This is a genomic window from Streptomyces sp. NPDC060000, from assembly GCF_042737375.1.
Taxonomy (GTDB): domain Bacteria; phylum Actinomycetota; class Actinomycetes; order Streptomycetales; family Streptomycetaceae; genus Streptomyces.
Window position 1 is genome coordinate 29,845 of record NZ_JBHWUU010000013.1, and the last position, 18,759, is coordinate 48,603.

Annotated in this window: 17 protein-coding genes; 15 read left to right on the plus strand and 2 right to left on the minus strand. The window is 70.9% G+C overall.

The features are described from left to right. The first annotated feature begins 9 nt into the window (after positions 1–9). Genes ACFWBB_RS09670 through ACFWBB_RS09730 form a run of 13 tightly spaced genes read left to right on the plus strand, consistent with a single transcriptional unit; the run spans position 10 to position 14,396 of the window. Positions 10–1,530 carry a right-handed parallel beta-helix repeat-containing protein gene (locus ACFWBB_RS09670; protein ID WP_385268920.1) on the plus strand — a complete coding sequence of 507 codons (1,521 nt, stop codon included), beginning with the start codon at positions 10–12 and terminating at the stop codon, positions 1,528–1,530. Between the two features lies 1 nt (position 1,531). After that, complete coding sequence (locus tag ACFWBB_RS09675) at positions 1,532–2,773, plus strand: O-antigen ligase domain-containing protein (protein WP_385268922.1); 1,242 nt, start codon at positions 1,532–1,534, stop codon at positions 2,771–2,773. A gap of 2 nt (positions 2,774–2,775) precedes the next feature. After that, positions 2,776–4,047, plus strand: coding sequence for a glycosyltransferase (locus ACFWBB_RS09680; protein ID WP_385268924.1), 1,272 nt, complete (start codon positions 2,776–2,778; stop codon positions 4,045–4,047). Continuing rightward, positions 4,047–5,282 (plus strand): class I SAM-dependent methyltransferase, encoded by a 1,236-nt coding sequence (locus tag ACFWBB_RS09685; protein ID WP_385268926.1) that lies wholly within the window; start codon positions 4,047–4,049, stop codon positions 5,280–5,282. Before ACFWBB_RS09680 ends, ACFWBB_RS09685 begins: the two co-directional genes overlap by 1 nt. Then, the gene (locus ACFWBB_RS09690; protein WP_385268928.1) at positions 5,279–6,088 is read left to right on the plus strand and encodes a glucose-1-phosphate cytidylyltransferase; all 810 of its coding nucleotides are present in this window, start codon (positions 5,279–5,281) and stop codon (positions 6,086–6,088) included. The genes ACFWBB_RS09685 and ACFWBB_RS09690 overlap by 4 nt, the downstream gene beginning before the upstream one ends. Then, entirely contained in the window at positions 6,085–6,732 is a 648-nt protein-coding gene (locus ACFWBB_RS09695) for a PIG-L deacetylase family protein (RefSeq protein ID WP_385268930.1), read from the plus strand. The genes ACFWBB_RS09690 and ACFWBB_RS09695 overlap by 4 nt, the downstream gene beginning before the upstream one ends. Before the next feature lie 3 nt (positions 6,733–6,735). Beyond that, positions 6,736–7,761, plus strand: a complete 1,026-nt coding sequence (locus ACFWBB_RS09700; RefSeq protein WP_385268932.1) for an NAD-dependent epimerase/dehydratase family protein — start codon at positions 6,736–6,738, stop codon at positions 7,759–7,761. Beyond that, entirely contained in the window at positions 7,749–9,032 is a 1,284-nt protein-coding gene (locus tag ACFWBB_RS09705) for a DUF4910 domain-containing protein (protein WP_385268934.1), read from the plus strand. Before ACFWBB_RS09700 ends, ACFWBB_RS09705 begins: the two co-directional genes overlap by 13 nt. A gap of 5 nt (positions 9,033–9,037) precedes the next feature. Further along, the gene (locus tag ACFWBB_RS09710; protein WP_385268936.1) at positions 9,038–10,327 is read left to right on the plus strand and encodes a hypothetical protein; all 1,290 of its coding nucleotides are present in this window, start codon (positions 9,038–9,040) and stop codon (positions 10,325–10,327) included. Next, positions 10,324–11,271, plus strand: coding sequence for a glycosyltransferase family 2 protein (locus ACFWBB_RS09715; protein ID WP_385268938.1), 948 nt, complete (start codon positions 10,324–10,326; stop codon positions 11,269–11,271). The genes ACFWBB_RS09710 and ACFWBB_RS09715 overlap by 4 nt, the downstream gene beginning before the upstream one ends. Next, the gene (locus ACFWBB_RS09720) at positions 11,268–12,506 is read left to right on the plus strand and encodes a polysaccharide pyruvyl transferase family protein (RefSeq protein ID WP_385268940.1); all 1,239 of its coding nucleotides are present in this window, start codon (positions 11,268–11,270) and stop codon (positions 12,504–12,506) included. The genes ACFWBB_RS09715 and ACFWBB_RS09720 overlap by 4 nt, the downstream gene beginning before the upstream one ends. Next, entirely contained in the window at positions 12,503–13,054 is a 552-nt protein-coding gene (gene rfbC / locus ACFWBB_RS09725; RefSeq protein ID WP_385268942.1) for a dTDP-4-dehydrorhamnose 3,5-epimerase, read from the plus strand. The genes ACFWBB_RS09720 and rfbC overlap by 4 nt, the downstream gene beginning before the upstream one ends. Positions 13,055–13,061: 7 nt before the next feature. Further along, positions 13,062–14,396, plus strand: a complete 1,335-nt coding sequence (locus ACFWBB_RS09730; RefSeq protein WP_385268944.1) for a glutamate-1-semialdehyde 2,1-aminomutase — start codon at positions 13,062–13,064, stop codon at positions 14,394–14,396. 7 nt (positions 14,397–14,403) lie between these two features. Here the strand turns inward: ACFWBB_RS09730 and ACFWBB_RS09735 are convergent, their stop codons facing one another. Together ACFWBB_RS09735 and ACFWBB_RS09740 are read right to left on the minus strand one after the other, a co-directional pair. Beyond that, positions 14,404–15,084: a phosphatase PAP2 family protein gene (locus ACFWBB_RS09735; protein WP_385268946.1), complete on the minus strand. Its 681-nt coding sequence runs from the start codon at positions 15,082–15,084 to the stop codon at positions 14,404–14,406. Positions 15,085–15,645: 561 nt separating this feature from the next. Continuing rightward, positions 15,646–15,861, minus strand: coding sequence for a hypothetical protein (locus tag ACFWBB_RS09740; RefSeq protein WP_385268948.1), 216 nt, complete (start codon positions 15,859–15,861; stop codon positions 15,646–15,648). Positions 15,862–15,983: 122 nt separating this feature from the next. Here ACFWBB_RS09740 and ACFWBB_RS09745 point away from each other — a divergent pair, with 122 nt between their 5' ends. After that, positions 15,984–16,946 (plus strand): hypothetical protein, encoded by a 963-nt coding sequence (locus ACFWBB_RS09745; protein ID WP_385268950.1) that lies wholly within the window; start codon positions 15,984–15,986, stop codon positions 16,944–16,946. A gap of 250 nt (positions 16,947–17,196) precedes the next feature. Continuing rightward, positions 17,197–18,732, plus strand: a complete 1,536-nt coding sequence (locus ACFWBB_RS09750; RefSeq protein ID WP_385268952.1) for a hypothetical protein — start codon at positions 17,197–17,199, stop codon at positions 18,730–18,732. The last annotated feature ends 27 nt before the right edge of the window (positions 18,733–18,759 follow it).

Here is an 18,759-nt window from a genome sequence, read left to right on the forward strand (position 1 = left end):
GGGCGACGCGTGGGGATCAAGTGGCGGCACTGGGCGTGGCCGGCGGCACCGCTGGTGCTGGCCCTGCTGGCGGCGACCGGCTGCGAGAGCACGCCGAGTGCGCGGCCGAAGCCGACCGCTGCGCCGTCCACGTCCGTGGCCCGGGTGTGCGCCAAGCCCGCGGCCGGGCCGGCGAAGGCGCCTGCGGGCGCGGTGACGGTGGACCCCGCGGTGGCCGGTGACCTGGCCGCGAAGACCAGGAGCAGCCCCCCGAACACCACGTTCTGGCTTCGCCCGGGCAAACACAGGCTCGAGGCGGACCGCTACGCCCAGGTCATCCCCAAGAAGGGGGACAGCTATCTCGGCGCGCCGGGCGCGGTGTTCGACGGCCGGAAGACCAACCAGTACGCGTTCGGCGGCACCGCCCCCGACGTCACCATCCGCTACCTGACGGTGCAGGGTTTCGTCGCGCCGCATGACGAGGGCGTGGTCAACCATGACTCGGCCGACGGGTGGGTGATCGAGCACACGACGATCCAGAACAACTCCGGCGCCGGGCTGATGGCTGGTGCGCGCCAGCAGGTCCGCGCCAGCTGCCTGCGCGGCAACGGTCAGTACGGCATGAACGCGTACAAGGCCTCCGGCCGGATCAGCGGACTGGTGGTCGAGGGCAACGAGATCGTGGGCAACAACAAGGACGACTGGGAGAAGCGGCGGCCGGGCTGCGGCTGCACCGGAGGCATCAAGTTCTGGGCCGTCAACGGCGCCGACATACGCGGCAACTGGGTGCACGACAACCGCGGAGCCGGGTTGTGGGCGGACACCGACAACAACGACTTCGTCATCGAGAACAACGTGCTCGAGGCCAACGACGGTGCCGCGCTGATCTACGAGACCAGTTACAACGCGGTCATCCGGAAGAACACGATCCGGCGGAACAACTGGGTCGAGGGCCGCAGGTACGCCGACCGCGGCGACAACTTCCCGTTCGCGACCGTCTACCTGTCCGAGTCCGGCGGCGAACCACGGGTCCCGGCCCGCACGGACAAGATCGAGATCTACGGGAACGTGCTGGAGAACAACTGGTCCGGGATCACCCTGTGGGAGAACGCCGACCGGTTCTGCAACAGCCCGGCCAACACCTCGTCGGGTGACTGCACGTTGCTGGTGAAGAACACCGACAACTGCGCACAGCCGGCGATCGCCACCGCACCGCTCTACGCCGACTGCCGGTGGAAGACCCAGCGGGTGGACATCCACGGCAACCGCTTCGTGCTGGACAAGTCCGTCGTCGACTGCACGGTGAAGTGCGACCGAATGGCGGTGCTGTCCAACTACGGCACCTACCCGGACTGGTCGCCGTACAAGGGCGAGCAGGTGGCCGAGGCGATCACCCGTAAGCAGCACAACCGCTGGCACGACAACGTCTACCTCGGACCATGGAAATTCGTCGTCCACGACCCGAGCCGGATACTCGACTCCGGGCAGTGGCAGGGCACGCCGTACCAGCAGGACGCGGACAGCACCTTCCGCGCACAGGACGGTGGTTGAGATGAGCCCAGACCACACAAACCACACGTCGAAGATCGTCGGGACGGTCTGGGGGCTGCTGGTCCTCAACACGCTCGGCTCCGCCGGGGCCAAGACCATCGTCCCGCTGCCCCGCTCCCTCATCCAGATGGTCACCATGGGCGCGCTGGTCGCCGCGTTCGCGCTGGCGCTCGCGGTCAATCTCCGGCTGCGCATCCGAGCCAGCGCCTTCCTGTTCCTGCTCACCCTGCTGCTGGTGCTGAGCGTGATCTCCAGCGCGAACCTGGAGTCCGGGTTCGGCGCGCTGTTCCGCTGCGCCCGGCTGGCTCTCTTCGTCGGCACGCTGTGGCTGCTCAGCCGCTGGTGGGACGGCGGCCTGACGTTCGTCCGGCACCACATCCGGATGTATTTCGTGGTCCTCGGGTCGGTGGCCGCGGGCGCGGTCATCTCACCGGGCGCCGCCCTGCCCGACCTCTACGGCGGACGGCTGGTCGGCGCGTTGTGGCCGCTCACCCCGCCGCAGATCGGACAGTACGCCGCCGTGATCATCGGGCTCACCGTGTTGCTCGTTCTGGGCCGCCGGACCGACCGGGCCGGCGCGGCGGTGGTCATCGTGCCGTCGCTCGTCCTGCTCGCGCTGACCCACACCCGGACGGCCACGCTCGGCCTGCTCATCGGGCTGGCACTGGCGATCAGCTCGCTCATCCTGACCAGCGCCGCGGCCCGCCGGTTCTTCGTCCGGGCGGTGCTGTGCACCGCCGTGGCCGCGGTGGGGTTCGGCTCCGCGCTGCAGGCGTGGTTCCTGCGCGGACAGAGCCAGGAGAACTTCAGCAGCCTCACCGGTCGCGCCAAGGTCTGGCACGCCCTGCTGACAGCACCCCGGACGACCTCGGAGTACCTGTTCGGCGCGGGCCTGGGCGACAAGTCGTTCGGCGGGCTGCCGATCGACAACAGCTGGCTGGCCGTCTACAACGAGCAGGGTATGACCGGCGTCGCCCTGGTGGCGGCGATCATCATCGTGCTGGGTGGCGTCGCGTTGCTGCGGCCACCGTCGCTGGAGAGGGCCTGCGCGATCTTCCTGATCAGCTACTGCGCGATCGCGTCGTACACCGAGGCCGGGCTGGGCGACGCCTCACCGTATCTGCTGCACCTGACCGTGGCCGCCTCGCTGCTGGCGGCACCTGCCGCGGCCACTCCCCTCCCGACGCCCGAAGTCCCTCGACGACGCGTCCCGGGATGGGCCCGGAGATCGGAGGTGGCCTGAGCATGCACGTCCTCGTGGTGCACAACCGCTACGCCTCGGCGCAGCCGAGCGGGGAGAACAAGGTCGTCGACCAGGAGGTGGCGCTGCTGCGCGGGGCCGGTCACCGGGTCGAGGTGTTCGAGCGACGCAGCGACGACATCGCAGCCCGGTCCCTGCTGGGCAAGGTCGCGATACCGCTGCTTGTGCCGTGGAACCCGGCGGTCCGCGCGGAGCTCGCCGCCCGGCTTCGCACCGAGCGGCCGGACGTGGTGCACGTCCACAACGTCTTCCCGCTCCTGTCGCCGGCGGTGCTGGCCGCCTGTGGCGACGCCGGCGTGCCCGCCGTCGCCACCCTGCACAACTACACCCAGGTCTGCCCGCCCGGCACGCTGCAGCGGGACGGCCGGCCGTGCACCGAGTGCGTCGGGTCCGCGCCGCTGCCCGCCGTCCGGCACGGCTGCTACCGGAGCTCCCGGCTGGCGACGGTGCCGCTCGCGGTCAGCCTGTCGGTCAACCGGCAGCGGTGGTGGTCCGGCGTGGAGCGGTTCTTCTGCATCTCCGCGGCGCAGCGCGACGTCCTGGTGCGGGCCGGCATGCCACCCGGGCGACTGGCCGTGAAGCACAACTTCGTGCCCGAACCGGGCGTCCGCCGAGAGGGCGCCGGCGAGCATCTGCTCTATCTCGGCCGGCTCGCGGAGGCCAAGGGCGTGCGGCTGCTCATGGCCGCGTGGGACGAGCTCGCCGCCGGCGGTGGTGTGGGCGTACCGCTCGTGGTCGCCGGCACGGGGCCACTGGAACAGGAGGTGACCGCCTGGGCGGCGGGCCGGGACGACGTCCGGTACGTCGGCCTGTACGACCAGGCGGAGTGCCGGGAGGCCATCGCGCGGTCGGTCGCCGTGGTGGCTCCCTCCACGTGGCTGGAGGCGTTCGGCCTGGTGGTCGTGGAGGCGATGGCGGCGGGGGTCCCGGCCGTCGCCGCCGGTCACGGCGCCTTCGTCGAACTCGTCGAGGACGGGGTGACCGGGCTGCTGCACCGGCCGGGTGAGGTCGCCTCGCTGGCGTCCTGCCTGCGCCGCGTCACGGCCGAGCCGGCACGCAACCGGGAGATGGGCCAGGCGGCCCGGCGCCGATACGAGCAGGACTTCAGCCCGGCTGTCGGCCTTGAGGGCCTGGTGGACGGGTACCGCACCGCGATCGCGGGTCGGTCCGGCGGCGGGGACAGCCCGCCGCCGGTAGGGGACAAAAGCACTGGCTCGCGGCGGGGGCACCCGGGCGAGCGGGATGGGGGCAGTTGATGACACGATGCCGACTCTGCGGCTCGGCGGCGCTGACGAGCGTCGTCGATCTTGGAGCGACCCCGCCGTGTGAGAGCTTTCTCGCCGCGGACCAACTGGACCGGCCGGAGCCGGCGTACCCGCTGCACCTGCGGGTCTGCACCGACTGCTGGCTCGCGCAGATCCCTCCGCTGATCACGCCGGAGGAGACGTTCACGCAGTACGCGTACTTCTCGTCCTACTCGACCTCCTGGGTGGAGCACGCGCGCACGTTCGTCTCCGACGCCGTGCGGCGGCTGGGTCTGGGCTCCGACGCCTTCGTGGTCGAGGTCGCGAGCAACGACGGCTACCTGCTGAGGCATGTGGTGGACCGCGGGATCCGCTGCCTCGGCGTCGAGCCCTCGGTGAACGTCGGCGCCGCGGCGCGGGACGCGGGCGTACCCACGCTCACGGCGTTCCTGGACCCGGACAGCGGCGCCGCCGTCCGCGCCGAGCACGGCCCGGCGGACCTGGTCGTGGCCAACAACGTGTACGCGCACATCCCCGACGTGGTCGGGTTCACCCAGGGGCTGCGCGCCCTGGTCGCCGACGACGGCTGGGTCTCCATCGAGGTGCAGCACCTGCTGACGCTGATCGAGGAGAACCAGTACGACACGATCTACCACGAGCACTTCCAGTACTACACGGTGGCGTCCGCGATCCGGGCGCTGGCGAGCGGCGGACTCGCGCTCGTGGACGTCGAGTTGCTGCCCACGCACGGCGGATCGATCCGGCTGTGGGCCCGGCCGGCCGAGGTGGCCGGCGAGCCCACTTCGCGGGTGGCCGAGGTGCTGGACCGGGAGAAGGCCGCCGGGCTCCAGGAGCTGTCCGGGTACACCGAGTTCTCCGCTCGGGTGGCCAAGGTGCGCCGGGACCTGCTGCGGTTCCTCATCGAGGCGGCCGAGCGCGGCGAGAAGGTCGTCGGTTACGGCGCCCCGGGCAAGGGCAACACCCTGCTCAACCACTGCGGCATCCGGCCAGACCTGCTCCCGTACACGGTCGACCGCAACCCCTACAAGCACGGCAGGTTCACCCCCGGCACCCGCATCCCGATCCTGCCGCCCGAGCAGATAGCCGCCGACAGACCGGACTACGTCCTCGTCCTCCCGTGGAACCTGCGGGCCGAGCTGGTCGAGCAGCTGTCCTTCGTGCACGCCTGGGGCGGCCGACTGGTCTTTCCCATACCGGAACTGAGCATTGTCGAGGTCAAGGCATGAAGGTCGTACTGTTCTGCGGCGGCTACGGGCTGCGGATGCGCAGCGGAGCCTCCGACGACGTGCCCAAGCCGATGGCGATGGTCGGCCCGCGACCGCTGATCTGGCACGTCATGCGCTACTACGCGTACTTCGGGCACACGGAGTTCATCCTGTGCCTCGGGTACGGGGCTCACCACATCAAGAACTTCTTCCTCAACTACGAGGAGACGACGTCCAACGACTTCGTGCTGCGGGGCGGGCAGACCGAGCTGCTGTCCACCGACATCGCCTCCTGGACGATCACGTTCGCGCAGACCGGAATCGAGTCACCGATCGGGGAGCGGCTGCGCCGGGTGCGGCACCACCTGGACGGCGACGAGATGTTCCTCGCCAACTACGCGGATGTGCTCACCGATGCCCCGCTGCCGGAGATGATCGACAAGTTCGCCCGGCGCGACGCCGGAGCGTCGATGATGGTGGTGCCGCCGCAGTCCTCGTTCCACTGCGTGGATCTGGGCGATGACGGCCTGGTGGGGGGCATCACCGCGGTGAGCGACATGCCGCTGTGGGAGAACGGCGGCTACTTCGTGCTCCGCCAGGAGGTCTTCGACCACATCCCGGAGAACGGGGACCTGGTCGGCGACGGATGCGCCCAACTGGCCAAGCGCGGCCGGCTGGTGGCGCACCAGCACCGCGGCTTCTGGAAGCCGACCGACACCGTGAAGGAGCGGGCCGCGCTCGACGACGCCTACACCCGGGGCGACCGCCCGTGGGCCGTGTGGGAACGGGACGGCGCGGGTGCGAGAGCCGGGGCGAGGACCGCGTGATCCGGCTCGGGGCCGGGCGCCTGGACCGGATCGTCGCGGTGGGCGCGCACTGCGACGACATCGCCATCGGCGCCGGCGGCACGCTGCTGACGCTGTGCCTCGCGCGGCCGGGTATCCGCGTCGACGCGCTGGTGCTCTCCGGCGGTGGCAGCGAGCGGGAGCAGGAGGAGCAGGCCGCGCTCGCCGCCTTCTGCCCGGGCGCCGACCTGCGGCTGACCGTGCACAAGCTGCCGGACGGCCGGCTGCCCGCGCACTGGGACGAGGCCAAGGCCGCGGTCGAGGAGCTGCGCGCGCAGACCGAGCCGGATCTCGTGCTGGCCCCGCGCACCGATGACGCGCACCAGGACCACCGCGGTCTGGCGAAGCTGATGACCACCGCGTTCCGCGACCATCTGGTGCTCGGCTACGAGATCGTCAAGTGGGACGGCGATCTCGGCCGTCCGGCGGCGTACCAGCCTCTGTCGCCGGAGATCGCCGAACAGAAGGTGCGGCTGCTGCAGGAGCACTACCCCTCGCAGCAGCACCGGCCCTGGTACGACCGGGAGGCCTTCCTCGGGCTGGCCCGGATCCGCGGTATCGAAAGCAACGCGCGCTACGCCGAGGCGTTCGCCGTCACCAAACTCACTCTCGACCTGGGGGAATGAACCTTGCGCGTACTGCTGACCGGGCACCAGGGCTACCTGGGCACCGTGATGGCCCCGGTCCTCGCGGCCGCCGGGCACGAGGTCGTCGGTCTTGACGCCGGCCTGTTCGCCGACTGCGTGCTCGGCCCGACGCCCGCGGACCCGCCGGGGCGGCGGGTCGACCTGCGCGACGTCACAGCCGAGCATGTGGCCGGCGTCGACGCCGTGATCCACCTCGCCGCGCTGTCCAACGACCCGCTGGGATCGCTGGCGCCGGAGCTCACCTACGACATCAACCACCACGCGTCCGTGCGGCTGGCCCGGCTGGCCCGCGACGCCGGAGTGCGGCGCTTCCTGTACGCGTCGACATGCTCGGTCTACGGCGCCGCCGGCGGGGACGACCTGGTGGCCGAGGACGCCCCGCTGCGCCCGGTGACGCCGTACGCGGAGTCCAAGGTGCGGGTGGAGGACGACCTGCACGCGCTCGCCGACGGCGACTTCAGCCCGGTGTACATGCGCAACGCCACCGCCTTCGGCTTCTCACCCCGGCTGCGCGCCGACATCGTGCTGAACAACCTGGTGGGGCACGCCCTTCTGTCCGGCGAAGTCCTTGTGCTCTCCGACGGCACCCCGTGGCGCCCTCTGGTGCACGCCGCCGACATCGCACGGGCCTTCACGGCCGCGCTGGTGGCACCGCGCGAATCGGTGCACGACCGGGCGTTCAACATCGGCAGCGAGATCAACAACGTCACGGTCGCCGAGATCGCCGACCAGGTCGCCGAGGCGGTGTCCGGTGCGAAGGTGGTGATCACCGGGGAGAACGGTGCCGATCCGCGGTCGTACCGGGTGGACTTCTCCCGGTTCCGGGCCGCGGTACCCGGCTTCGACTGCGAGTGGACGGTGAAGCAGGGCGCGCTCGAACTCGCCGACGCCTACCGGAAACACGGGCTGACCCGGGAGGACTTCGAGCGACGCTTCACCCGGCTGGCCGTGCTGAGCGCGGCGTCCGAATCCGGCGCCGTCGACGAAACCCTGCGGTGGCGCCGATGACCTCGACCGGCGAAGAGATGCACGCACTGGTGGAGCGGTTGTACCCGCTGTGCCGGAGCATCACCGGCGACGGTGTGCGCGCCACCCTGGACATCGTCGGCGAGTACGTCCCGCTACAGGTGCACGAGGTGCCGACCGGGACCCAGGTGCTCGACTGGACGGTGCCGCAGGAGTGGAACATCCGGGACGCGTACATCGCCGACACCGCGGGCAACCGGGTCGTCGACTTCGCCGCGTCCAGCCTGCACGTGCTCGGCTACAGCGTGCCGGTGTCGGCGACCATGCCGCTGACCGAGCTGCGCGGACACCTGCACACCCTGCCGGACCACCCGGCCTGGGTGCCGTACCGGACCAGCTACTACCAGCCGGAATGGGGGTTCTGCCTGGCCCAGGAGACCCTGGACGCGATGCCGGACGGCGAGTACGAGGTGCGCGTCGACTCCACACTCTCCGACGGCCACCTCACCTACGCCGAGCACGTGGTCCCCGGGCAGGTCGCCGACGAGGTCATCGTCTCCTGCCACGTCTGCCACCCGTCGCTGGCCAACGACAACCTGGCCGGCATCGCGGTGGCGACATTCCTGGCCCGGGCACTGGCGGAGCGGAAGCCGTACTACACCTACCGGTTCATCTTCGCGCCCGGCACCATCGGGGCGATCACCTGGCTGGCCCGCAACGCCGAGCGGGTGGAACGGGTCAAGCACGGGCTGGTGCTGGCCTGCGCCGGCGACCCTGGCCGGCTGACGTACAAACAGAGCCGGCGGGGTGACGCGGAGATCGACCGGGTGATGCGGCATGTGCTGGACGCCTCCGAACGCCCGCACCACATCGCCGAGTTCACTCCGTACGGCTACGACGAGCGGCAGTTCTGCTCGCCCGGGTTCGATCTCGGCGTGGGCTCGCTCAGCCGGACCCCGTACGCCGGCTACCCCGAGTACCACACCTCGGCGGACAACCTGGACTTCGTCTCCCCGGAGGCGATGGCGGACACGCTCGCCGTCTGCCGCGAGGCATTCGCCGTCCTTGACCGCAACCGGCGGTACGTCAACCTCAGCCCCTACGGCGAACCGCAGCTGGGCCGGCGTGGGCTGTACGACTCGCTCGGCGGCCGCAGCGACGCGAAACAGGCCCAGCTGGCCATGCTCTGGGTGCTCAGCCTCTCCGACGGCGAACACAGTCTGCTGGACGTCGCCGAGCGGTCCGGGCTGCCGTTCGACACCGTCGCCGCCGCGGCAGGCGCCCTGCACGGCGCCGAGCTGATCAAGGCGTGACGCCGATGACCACCGACGGGGAGAAGGCGACGGCACCGGCCGGGTCCGCCAGGCGGGCCCTCGTCGGTCGGCTGTCCTGGGGACTGGCCGACCAGGCGGCCTCCAGCGTGAGCAACTTCGCGGTGGGCATCTATGTGGCCCGCTCACTGGGGGTGACCGCGTTCGGCGTGTTCAGCCTCGCCTGGGTCACCTACGGCGTGGTGCTCAACGTCTCCCGCGGGCTGGCCACCGATCCGCTCGTGGTCCGCTTCAGCGGCGTGCCGGACGCGTCCTGGCGCGGGGCGGTGACCCGGTCGACGGGTACCGCGCTCGGCGTCGGTGCCGCCCTCGGCGCGGCGTGTCTGGTGGCGGGGCTCGGCCTCGGCGGCCGGGTGGGACCCGCGTTCGCCGCCCTTGGCGTCATGTTGCCGGGGCTGCTGCTCCAGGACGCCTGGCGGTTCTCGTTCTTCGCCGCCGGTACCGGGCGGAAGGCGTTCGTCAACGACGTCGTGTGGGGTGTCGCGCTCGTCCCGGCGCTGGTGGTGGCGGCCCGTATGGGCAGCGTGGCCGCTTTCGTGCTCGCCTGGGGCGCGTCCGCCACGGTGGCGGCGGGGTACGGCTACCTCCAGTCCGGCATCCGGCCCCGGACGACCGAGGCGCGCGGATGGCTTCGCGAGCAGCGCGATCTCGGCTACCGGTACCTGGCCGAGAACGTCAGCCTCAGTGGCGCGAGCCAGCTGCGGGCGTACGGGCTCGGCGCGATCGTCGGGGTCGGCGCGGTGGGCGCGGTGCGGGGCGCCGAGCTCCTGCTCGGCCCGTTCCTGGCGGTGCTCATGGGGCTTTCGCTGGTCACCGTCCCGGAGGCGGCACGGGTGCTACGGCAGGCCCCGCACCGGCTCGGCACGTTCTGCCTCCTGCTCGGCGGGGGGCAGGCCGCCGGCGCCCTGATCTGGGGCGCGGCGCTGCTGCTGATGCCCGGCCGGCTCGGCGAGCTGGTGCTCGGCGGCGTCTGGCACTCCGCCTCGGAGCTCATCGTGCCCATCACCCTCGGCGTCGCGGGCGCGGGCCTCGGCACCGGCGCGGCGGCCGGGCTGCGCGCCCTCGGCGCGGCCCGGCGCGGCCTGCGCTGCCAGTTGTTCGCCTCCGCCTGCTACGTCAGCGGCGGCCTAGGTGGGGCGGCCGCCGCCGGCACGGTCGGCTCGGCCTGGGGCGTCGCCGCCGCAACCGTCAGCGGCTCGGCCGTGTGGTGGCTGCAACTGCGGTCCGCCCTGCGCGAGCGCCACCGCGATCCCATCCCCGAAGTGAGGACGTCATGACCGACCGACCCAGGCTGAGCATCGGCCTGCCCGTGTACAACGGCGAGGAGTACCTCACCGAGTCGCTCGACGCCCTGCTCGGCCAGACCTACGAGGACTTCGAGCTGGTCATCTCCGACAACGCCTCGACCGACGGGACCGAGGAGATCTGCCGCAGGTACGCCGCGCGGGACTCGCGCATCCGGTACCTGCGGCTGCCCCGGAACATCGGCGCCACGCCGAACCACAACCATGTGTTCGCCGAGTCCCGCGGCGAGCTGTTCAAGTGGGCCTCGCACGACGACCTGTACGGCCGCGACCTGCTGCTGCGCTGCGTTGAGGCGCTGGACGAGCGGCCCGACGTGATCCTCGCGCACACCGGCCAGGCGGTCATCGACGGCGACGGCCAGGTGAAGGTCCCCTACCAGTACGGGCTCGCCACCGACTCTCCGCACGCGCCGGAGCGCTTTCGCAGTCTGCTGTTCGAGCCGGGTGGCGACGACTTCTACGGGGTGATGCGGGCCGACATGCTGCGCCGGGTGAAGCCGCTCGACAGCTACCACCACGCGGACCGCACGTTCGTCGCCGAGATCACCCTGCACGGGCCCTTCCACCAAGTGCCGGAGCTGCTGTACTTCCGCCGCGACCACCCCACGCGCGCCGAGCGGGCGAATCCCGGCAAGCGCGCCCGGTGCGTCAACCTGGACCCGCGCCGGGCGGGCCCGCTGCACCCGACGCCCCGGCTGCTCGCCGAGTACATGTGGGGCTTCGTCGCGGCGATCCGGCGGGCGCCGTTGTCCCCGGCCGACCGGCGCGCGTGCTACCGCCACCTGGCCGCGTGGATGACCAGCCGGGTCCGGCCGGGCGCCGGTGAGCGGATCGAGGACCGCGCCCCGGTCGATCCGGGCCTGCTCACGGTCTCCGTCGACGCCCTCGTCGCCGGCCGTGAGGGGAGGCAGGCATGACGGCCGCGGACAGGGCCCCGGTGCGCGTCGGGGTGTTCGGCCTGCTCGGCTCCGGCAACCTCGGCAACGACGGATCGCTCGAAGCCGTGCTCGGGTACCTCCGCGCCGAACACCCTGAGGCGCCCGTGGACGCGCTGTGCGGCGGCCCCGAGGCCGTGACGGCCCGGTTCGGGATCCCCGCGACGCGGCTGCACTGGTACCGCGGGGAGTACCGGACCGCGTCGCGTGCGGGCGCGATCGCGGCGAAGGGTCTGGGCAAACTCGTCGACGTCTTCCGCACCGCTGCCTGGGTGCGCCGGCACGACGTGGTGATCGTGCCGGGCATGGGCGTCCTGGAGGCGACGCTCCCGCTGCGGCCGTGGGGCTTCCCGTACTCGCTGTTCCTGCTCTGCGCGAGTGGCCGGCTGTTCGGCACCCGGGTCGCGCTGGTCGGCGTCGGCGCCGCCGCGATCGGCAACCGGCCGACCCGGACCCTGGTGCGCTGGTCGGCGCGGCTGGCCGCCTACCGCTCGTACCGGGACGCCCCGTCCCGCGACGCGATGCGGGCGATGGGCGTGGACACCACGCGCGACGAGGTCCACCCGGACCTCGCGTTCGCCCTGCCGACGCCGCGAGCGAGCGCGCCGGACCCGTCGGCCCCGCCGGGCCCGGTCTGCGTCGGCGTCATGGACTTCCACGGCGGCAACGACGATCGCGCCCGGGCCGACGAGATATACCGGCGCTACCTCGACGGGACGGTCCGGTTCGTCCGCGCGCTGGTCGAGGAGGGCAGGACCGTCCGGCTGCTCACCGGTGACGAGTGCGACGCGTCGGTGGTCGCCGCGATCCTCGAGGCGGTGGACTCGCCGCTGGTCACCGCTGCCGAGCCGTCCTCACTGGCCGACCTGATGAAGGAGATGGCCGCTGCCGACAGCGTGGTGGCGATCCGGTACCACAACCTGATCTGCGCGCTGAAGACCGCTACGCCGGTGCTCGCTCTCTGCTACGCGGCGAAGAGCGACGCGCTCATGGCGGAGATGGGCCTCGGCGCGTACTGCCACCCGGCGCGCGAGGTCGACGCCGAGCGGCTGCTCGAGCAGTTCCGTGCGCTGGAGAAGCGTTCGGCCGAACTGCGGCAGACCCTCACCGAGCGGAACCTGGCCGCCACCCGGCGACTCGAGCACCAGTTCAACTCCTTGACAGCGGCCCTGTTCCCGGCGACCGACCACACCACCACCCTCCGGAAGGCTCCATGAAGGCGACCGAAGTCCCGGCGATCGCCGGCGCGTACCTGTTCGAGCCGACGCCGTACGCCGACGAGCGCGGCTTCTTCTGCCGTACCTTCGACGCCGACGTGGTCCGCTCGGTGGGCCTCGACCCGTACGCCTTCGTCCAGGACAGCCTGTCCCGCTCGGTCGGGGGCGTGCTGCGCGGCCTGCACCTGCGCTCCGGCGCCGGCGAGGCCAAGCTCGTGCGGTGCTCGTACGGGAGGATCTTCGATGTCGTAGTGGACCTGCGGACGGACTCGCCGACCTACCGCAACCGGGCCTTCTTCGAGCTGTCCGACGACACGCAGCGGACCCTGTACATCCCGGCGGGGTGCGCGCACGGCTTCCAGGCTCTGACCGAAACCGCCGACGTCTCGTACCGGATCGACCGCCCGCACGATCCGGCCGAGGACGTGACGATCGCCTTCGACGACCCGGAGCTCGCCATTCCCTGGCCGCTGCCGGTCACATCGATGTCCCAACGGGACCGGGAGGCACCGAGCCTCGCCGAGGTCCTGAAGCACAAAGAGAGTTGAGGTCGGCGTGAACACCGAAGCCACCGAAGAGTTCCTCCTGCCCCGGTCGCGGATGGCGAACGAGCGGCTGCACGCCATGATCCCCGGCGGCGCACACACCTACGCCAAGGGCGACGACCAGTACCCCGAGAACCTGGCCCCGGTCATCAGCCACGGCCGCGGTGCCCATGTGTGGGACATCGACGGCAACCGCTACGTCGAGTACGGCTCCGGCCTGCGCTCGGTCAGCCTCGGCCACGCCCACCCTCGCGTGATCGAGGCGGTGCGACGGCAACTCGACCGCGGCAGCAACTTCGTCCGGCCGTCCATCGTGGAGGTCGAAGCCGCGGAATGCTTCCTGGCCACGGTGCCGACCGCCGAGATGGTGAAGTTCGCCAAGAACGGCTCCGACGCCACCACCGCCGCGGTGCGCCTCGCCCGCGCCGCCACCGGGCGCCCGCGGGTGGCCCTCTGCGCCGACCATCCGTTCTTCTCCGTCGACGACTGGTTCATCGGCACCACGCCGATGTCCGCCGGAGTTCCGGCGGCGACCAACGAGCTCACCGTGGCGTTCCCTTACGGGGACCTGGCCGCCACGGAGGAGCTGCTCACCCGGTACCAGGACGAGGTCGCCTGCCTGATCCTCGAACCCGCCACCCACACCGAGCCGCCGCCCGGGTACCTCGCCGGTCTGCGCGAGCTGGCCGACCGGCACGGCTGCGTACTGATCTTCGACGAGATGATCACCGGCTTCCGCTGGTCCGAGGCGGGCGCCCAGGGCCTGTACGGCGTCGTCCCCGACCTCTCCACGTTCGGCAAGGCGCTGGGCAACGGATTCGCCGTCTCCGCGCTGGCCGGGCGCCGCGATCTGATGAAGCTGGGCGGACTGCGTCACTCCGGTGACCGGGTGTTCCTGCTGTCCACCACGCACGGTGCGGAAACGCACTCCCTGGCAGCCGCGATGGCCGTGCAGAACACCTATGTCGAAGAGGGCGTCACCGCGCGGCTGCACACCCTCGGCGAGCGGTTGGCCGCCGGTGTCCGCGAAGCCGCGGCCGCCATGGGCGTCGGCGACCACATCGTCGTCCGGGGCCGGGCCAGCAACCTGGTCTTCGCCACCCTCGACGAGAACCGGCAGCCGTCGCAGCTGTACCGCACCCTGTTCCTGCGCCGGCTCCTCGCGGGCGGGGTGCTGGCCCCGTCGTTCGTGGTGAGCAGCGCACTCGACGAGGCCGACATCGATCACACCGTCGACGTGGTCGCTCAGGCATGCGCGGTGTACCGGAAGGCACTGGACGCCGCCGACCCCACCCCCTGGCTGGCCGGACGACCGGTGAAGCCCGTGTTCCGCCGCTTGGCGTGACGTGACGTCAGCGGCGCTCCCGCCGACCGGCGTCGGCCGTCCGATCGACCAGCTGGTCAGCCATCCGGTCGACCAGCCACCCGGTCGCCGGTATCACTGCCAGCGCGGTGCACAAACCGCCGAGGACGTCGGTCGGGTAGTGCGCGCCCAGGGCGACCTGCGCCCAGCCCATGGCGGCGCCGGCGACCAGCGCCGCGGCGAGCACGAGAGACGTGCCGGCCGTCCTGCCGAGGCCGAGCCGGCCCGTCACGAGCAGCGCCACCACGAGAGCGAGCGCGGTGGCGAAGGCGGTGTGCCCGCTCGGGTAGGACAGGTTCCCGTCGTGGATGGTGCGTCCCACCAGGGACTTGAGCAGTGTCGCCGTCCCCACGGTCATGCCGGCGCCCACAACGACGAGCACCGCTGCGCGCGGACGCCGAAGCAGCAGACAGCCCGTCACGGCGGCCACGATCACCATCGCCGATCCCACGGGCTCCCCCAAGAAGTCCAAGGCCTGAGCGACGTACCGCCACGGCGGCCCCACCCCGTACACCGCCGCCGAGATCCGCGCGTCCACCGTGCCGGGCTCGCTGTCGCCGGCATACAGGACCCCGAGCACGACGACCATCAGAGCGGCGAGGGCCGCAATCAGCCCGAGCCACACGCGCAGCGCCGAGGGCAGCACCGCGGGTGCCGACCGGCCGGTCACACGATGTCCCGGTCCCCTGATGCGATGCACCTCCCCCTCCCGTCGGGGCCGACGCCATGCGACCCGCCGCTACCGCGTTGCCGCGGCCCGAGAACTGCCCGCTGCCGCCCGCCGAAATGGCCGGGACCGTCAGATGTACGGACTGCGCACGGCTGAACCGAGCAAGACTGCAAGCACGTCAAGAGCGAACCGGGCCGGCCGACCTCCTGGCCCACTCCGGCCAGGCGATCCCACGCCACTGACGCTGGTCGACCTGGCCTTCGGCTTCGGCTGACGCCGACTCCCCACCGGCAAGCCCTCCCCCGTCGTGTCTGACTCGACCCGCGTTGGAGCCATGGGCCCGTGCGGCCCCGAACCCGCCAGCCTGTCCTTCACTCTGCCCAACGGCATCGGAGCCTTCACTCGCCACCCTAACCAACAACACGGTCGCGGCACACCGACGTCGGAAATTCCACGTGTCAACACTCCGCGGTCTTTGATTCCGGATCGCTTTTCCGCGCCGAAGCCACGGAGTGTCACGAGGTCACGGGATTGCCCAGCGACCTTCTTTCCTGCCGCCTGCTACTGCGCCTCATACCGGCGTTTTTCCACGGCCAGCGGCAGTCCCTCGACGTCCGGGACCTGCAACTGCGCGGGCACTTCGGCCTCCGGGTCGACGGTGACCTCCAACACGAGCCTGTCGTCCCGGAGTTTCACGCCGATACCGGTCACGGACGGCAAGGACAGGATGCCCGGTTCATGACGGCGCTGAATGGACAGCGCCTGTTCGAGGGTCATCTCCACTCCTTCATTATGCGCGCTCTGGGCTGGGATCACCCTGTTCAGACAGGTCGGCGAGCGAAGCCGCGGCAGCCGTGGGAGCGTGATATGTGATGCCATGACGACCGAAGGAGTGCGTGATGTCAACGATTGAGCAACTCGTCGCCATCAAGCAGCAGGTCGAACAACGCTACATCGACCAGACCGGCGTCACCGGAATCGACGTCGGCTACAAGGAAGTCGGCGGCGAGCTCACGGACCAGATCGCCGTACGCGTCCATGTGGCGCGGAAGACCGATGACATACCGCCCGACCAGAGAGTCCCCCTGGAGATCCACGGCGCCATCACCGACGTGGTGGAACGTGCCTACGAGCTCCACGTCACCTCTGTTCCCGCGAGGTCCTTGCTGGCGGACGCCAAGCACTACTCTCCCCTTCAGGGAGGCGTGAGCATGGGTCCGAGCAGGGCCATCGACGACAGCATTTTCGCCGGCACGCTCGGAGCCGTCGTCATCGACAACGAGACCGGGTCCCGTGCGGCGCTGACCAACTTCCACGTCGCCGCCGTCGACTCGACGGGCCAGGTGGGCGACCGCATGGTGCAGCCCAGCCGTATCGAGCACGGCAAGGTCCCCCAGGACGAGTTCGGAGCCACTTTGCGCCTCGTCCTCTCCGATCACGTCGACGGCGCGGTGGTCTCCATCGACGAGGACCGGCAGACGTCGTGTGACGTCGTCGACATCGGCGGCGTGCGGGGAACGAAGCCCGCCGCACTCGGGATGGCCGTACGCAAGCGCGGGCGGACGACGGAGTTGACCCATGGCTCGGTCGACGGAATCTCGGCCACCATCCAGGTGCCCTACGGCGACGGCATCGGCGTGCGCACCTTGCGCGACCAGGTGAGCGTCACGGCCGCCACCTCCCCCGACTCCGTCTTCTCCGACCACGGTGACTCGGGTTCCGTCATCGTCGACGAGCAGGGTTTCGTGGTGGCGCTGCTCTTCGCCGGCGCGGGGTCGAACACGGTCGGCAATCCGATCGCCAAGGTACTTCAGGAGCTGAACGTCTCCCTGTGCACGGGCGGGCCTGACGGCCACCACTAGCCACGTGTGCCGTCGGCCACGGCGCGGGATGCGGCACGTCCTCGGGCGAGGCAGACTGGTCGTGGAGTGCGCGGCACTCGATCCCTGATGCACCGCTGCCACCTCGCTGGACTGATGCAGGCGACGAAAGGCCGAGTCGGTGGACGGCATACGAGAGCATCGCCGGGCAACCGCCTGGTCGCAGCAGGCTCGTACCGCGGAGACTTGCGGTTCCCCCTCTGGAATCGCTCGCACCGCGAGCCGCGCGGTCGTGGACGCCCTCGGTGACGCGGACGTCCACGACCGGCAGGCACCGGGGCTGTACCGCTTCGTGGTGGGCGTCGACCGGCAGGCCCGACCGCTGGACGCCCATGAGCTGGCCGCGCTGGGTGATCCGATGGCCGCGGTGTTCTTCCGCGAAGGCACTTTCCCACTGACGGTGCAGGATGTCCTCGCCGGGCTGCCCCAGCCGGCGACGAAGGAGAACCAGTCCGTCTATCTGATCGGTGAGGCCGGGCAGATTCCGTCCGGCTCCGCCGCCGAGCTGCCGCGTGCCATGCGGTTCGCCGTCGCCCGCGCCGTCACCGGCCGGGACGTGGACCTGCTGGTGAGCACAGGGGCCAACGAGGATCCGGCCGCGACGTTCCTGCAGGTTGTTGCCTGGGACCCGGCCGCGAGAGTCTTCAACTACTACATGCGGATCAGTCCCGTGTGGGTGTGGGCGGGCAACTCCTGGTCCGCTCTCGCCCCCGGCTCCCGCGGCCACGGCTGCTTCGACAGCCACATCAACGGCAGTGTGGTCATGAAGGAGTTGAAAGAGCCCTGGGCCAACTGGCAGTCCCAGGCGGCGACGGTTCGGCTCGCCCCGGACGATCCCTTCCGTGCCGACCCGCTGTATCAGCAGGTCATCGGCGCCGAGAACCTCGAGCTGACCGTCCGTGCGCTGGTCAGCCGCTGGACGGCCGCCCGCCTGGCAGCCGTCACGCAGGACGGCACCGTGGAGCATCCCGAGCAGTTGATGCGCCATCTGTTCACCACGACCGCCGTGAACCTGGCGAGTACGGCGACCCAGAGTTCGACGGTCACCCCCTCCAGCGGTGATCTGATCCCGCCCCCCGGCTTCTGGCTGAACAGCGACGCGCTCCTGGGTGATCTCGAACTGCCCGTCACGGCCGCCCTTCCACCCAGGGCGCCCGCCGCCCACTACGTGGCGAGCCTGGCAACCTTCGACTTCGCCCTGGAGGAGCAGAGCAGCCATTTCTCCCAGCCTGGGGACACCTTTTTCGCGTTCGTCGTCCCGGAGGCCGCCTGCGAGGACAACGACGTGGTGCGGCAGATGGTGGAACAGGGCCTGATCACACCCAAGTTCGCCGCCTGCGCGCTCATGGTCGATTTCACCAATCCCGTCTTCAGCCCCGTCCGGGCTCGCTTGATGGCCCACGTACCCACCACGCCGACCGCCATGACCGAGCTGCAGGACCACGTCGCGCTGGCGATCGTGGAAGCTGCTGGCAGTCAGCCGTCCAGCAGCCCTGAAGGCCGTTTCGCCGCCGACTGGGCCCTTGCCGACGACACCTGGCCCAAGGCCTTCGCCCAGCGGATCGACGACTACCTCGGTCACGTCGGCCGACGGATCCGCGAATCGGCCGGCTTCGACGACTACGTCCGGCTGGCAGAGTCCCGCCGCCGCGACTTCAAGGCGATGCGCCTCAACGAGTTCGAGCTGACGCTGCCGACCACCAACATCGCCGCGGACGTCCCGCGGCTCGGGATGAACGACGACGGAACGGTCGCGCCCACCTCCTGACAACCGCCGCCGTCCGCGGCTCGTCCA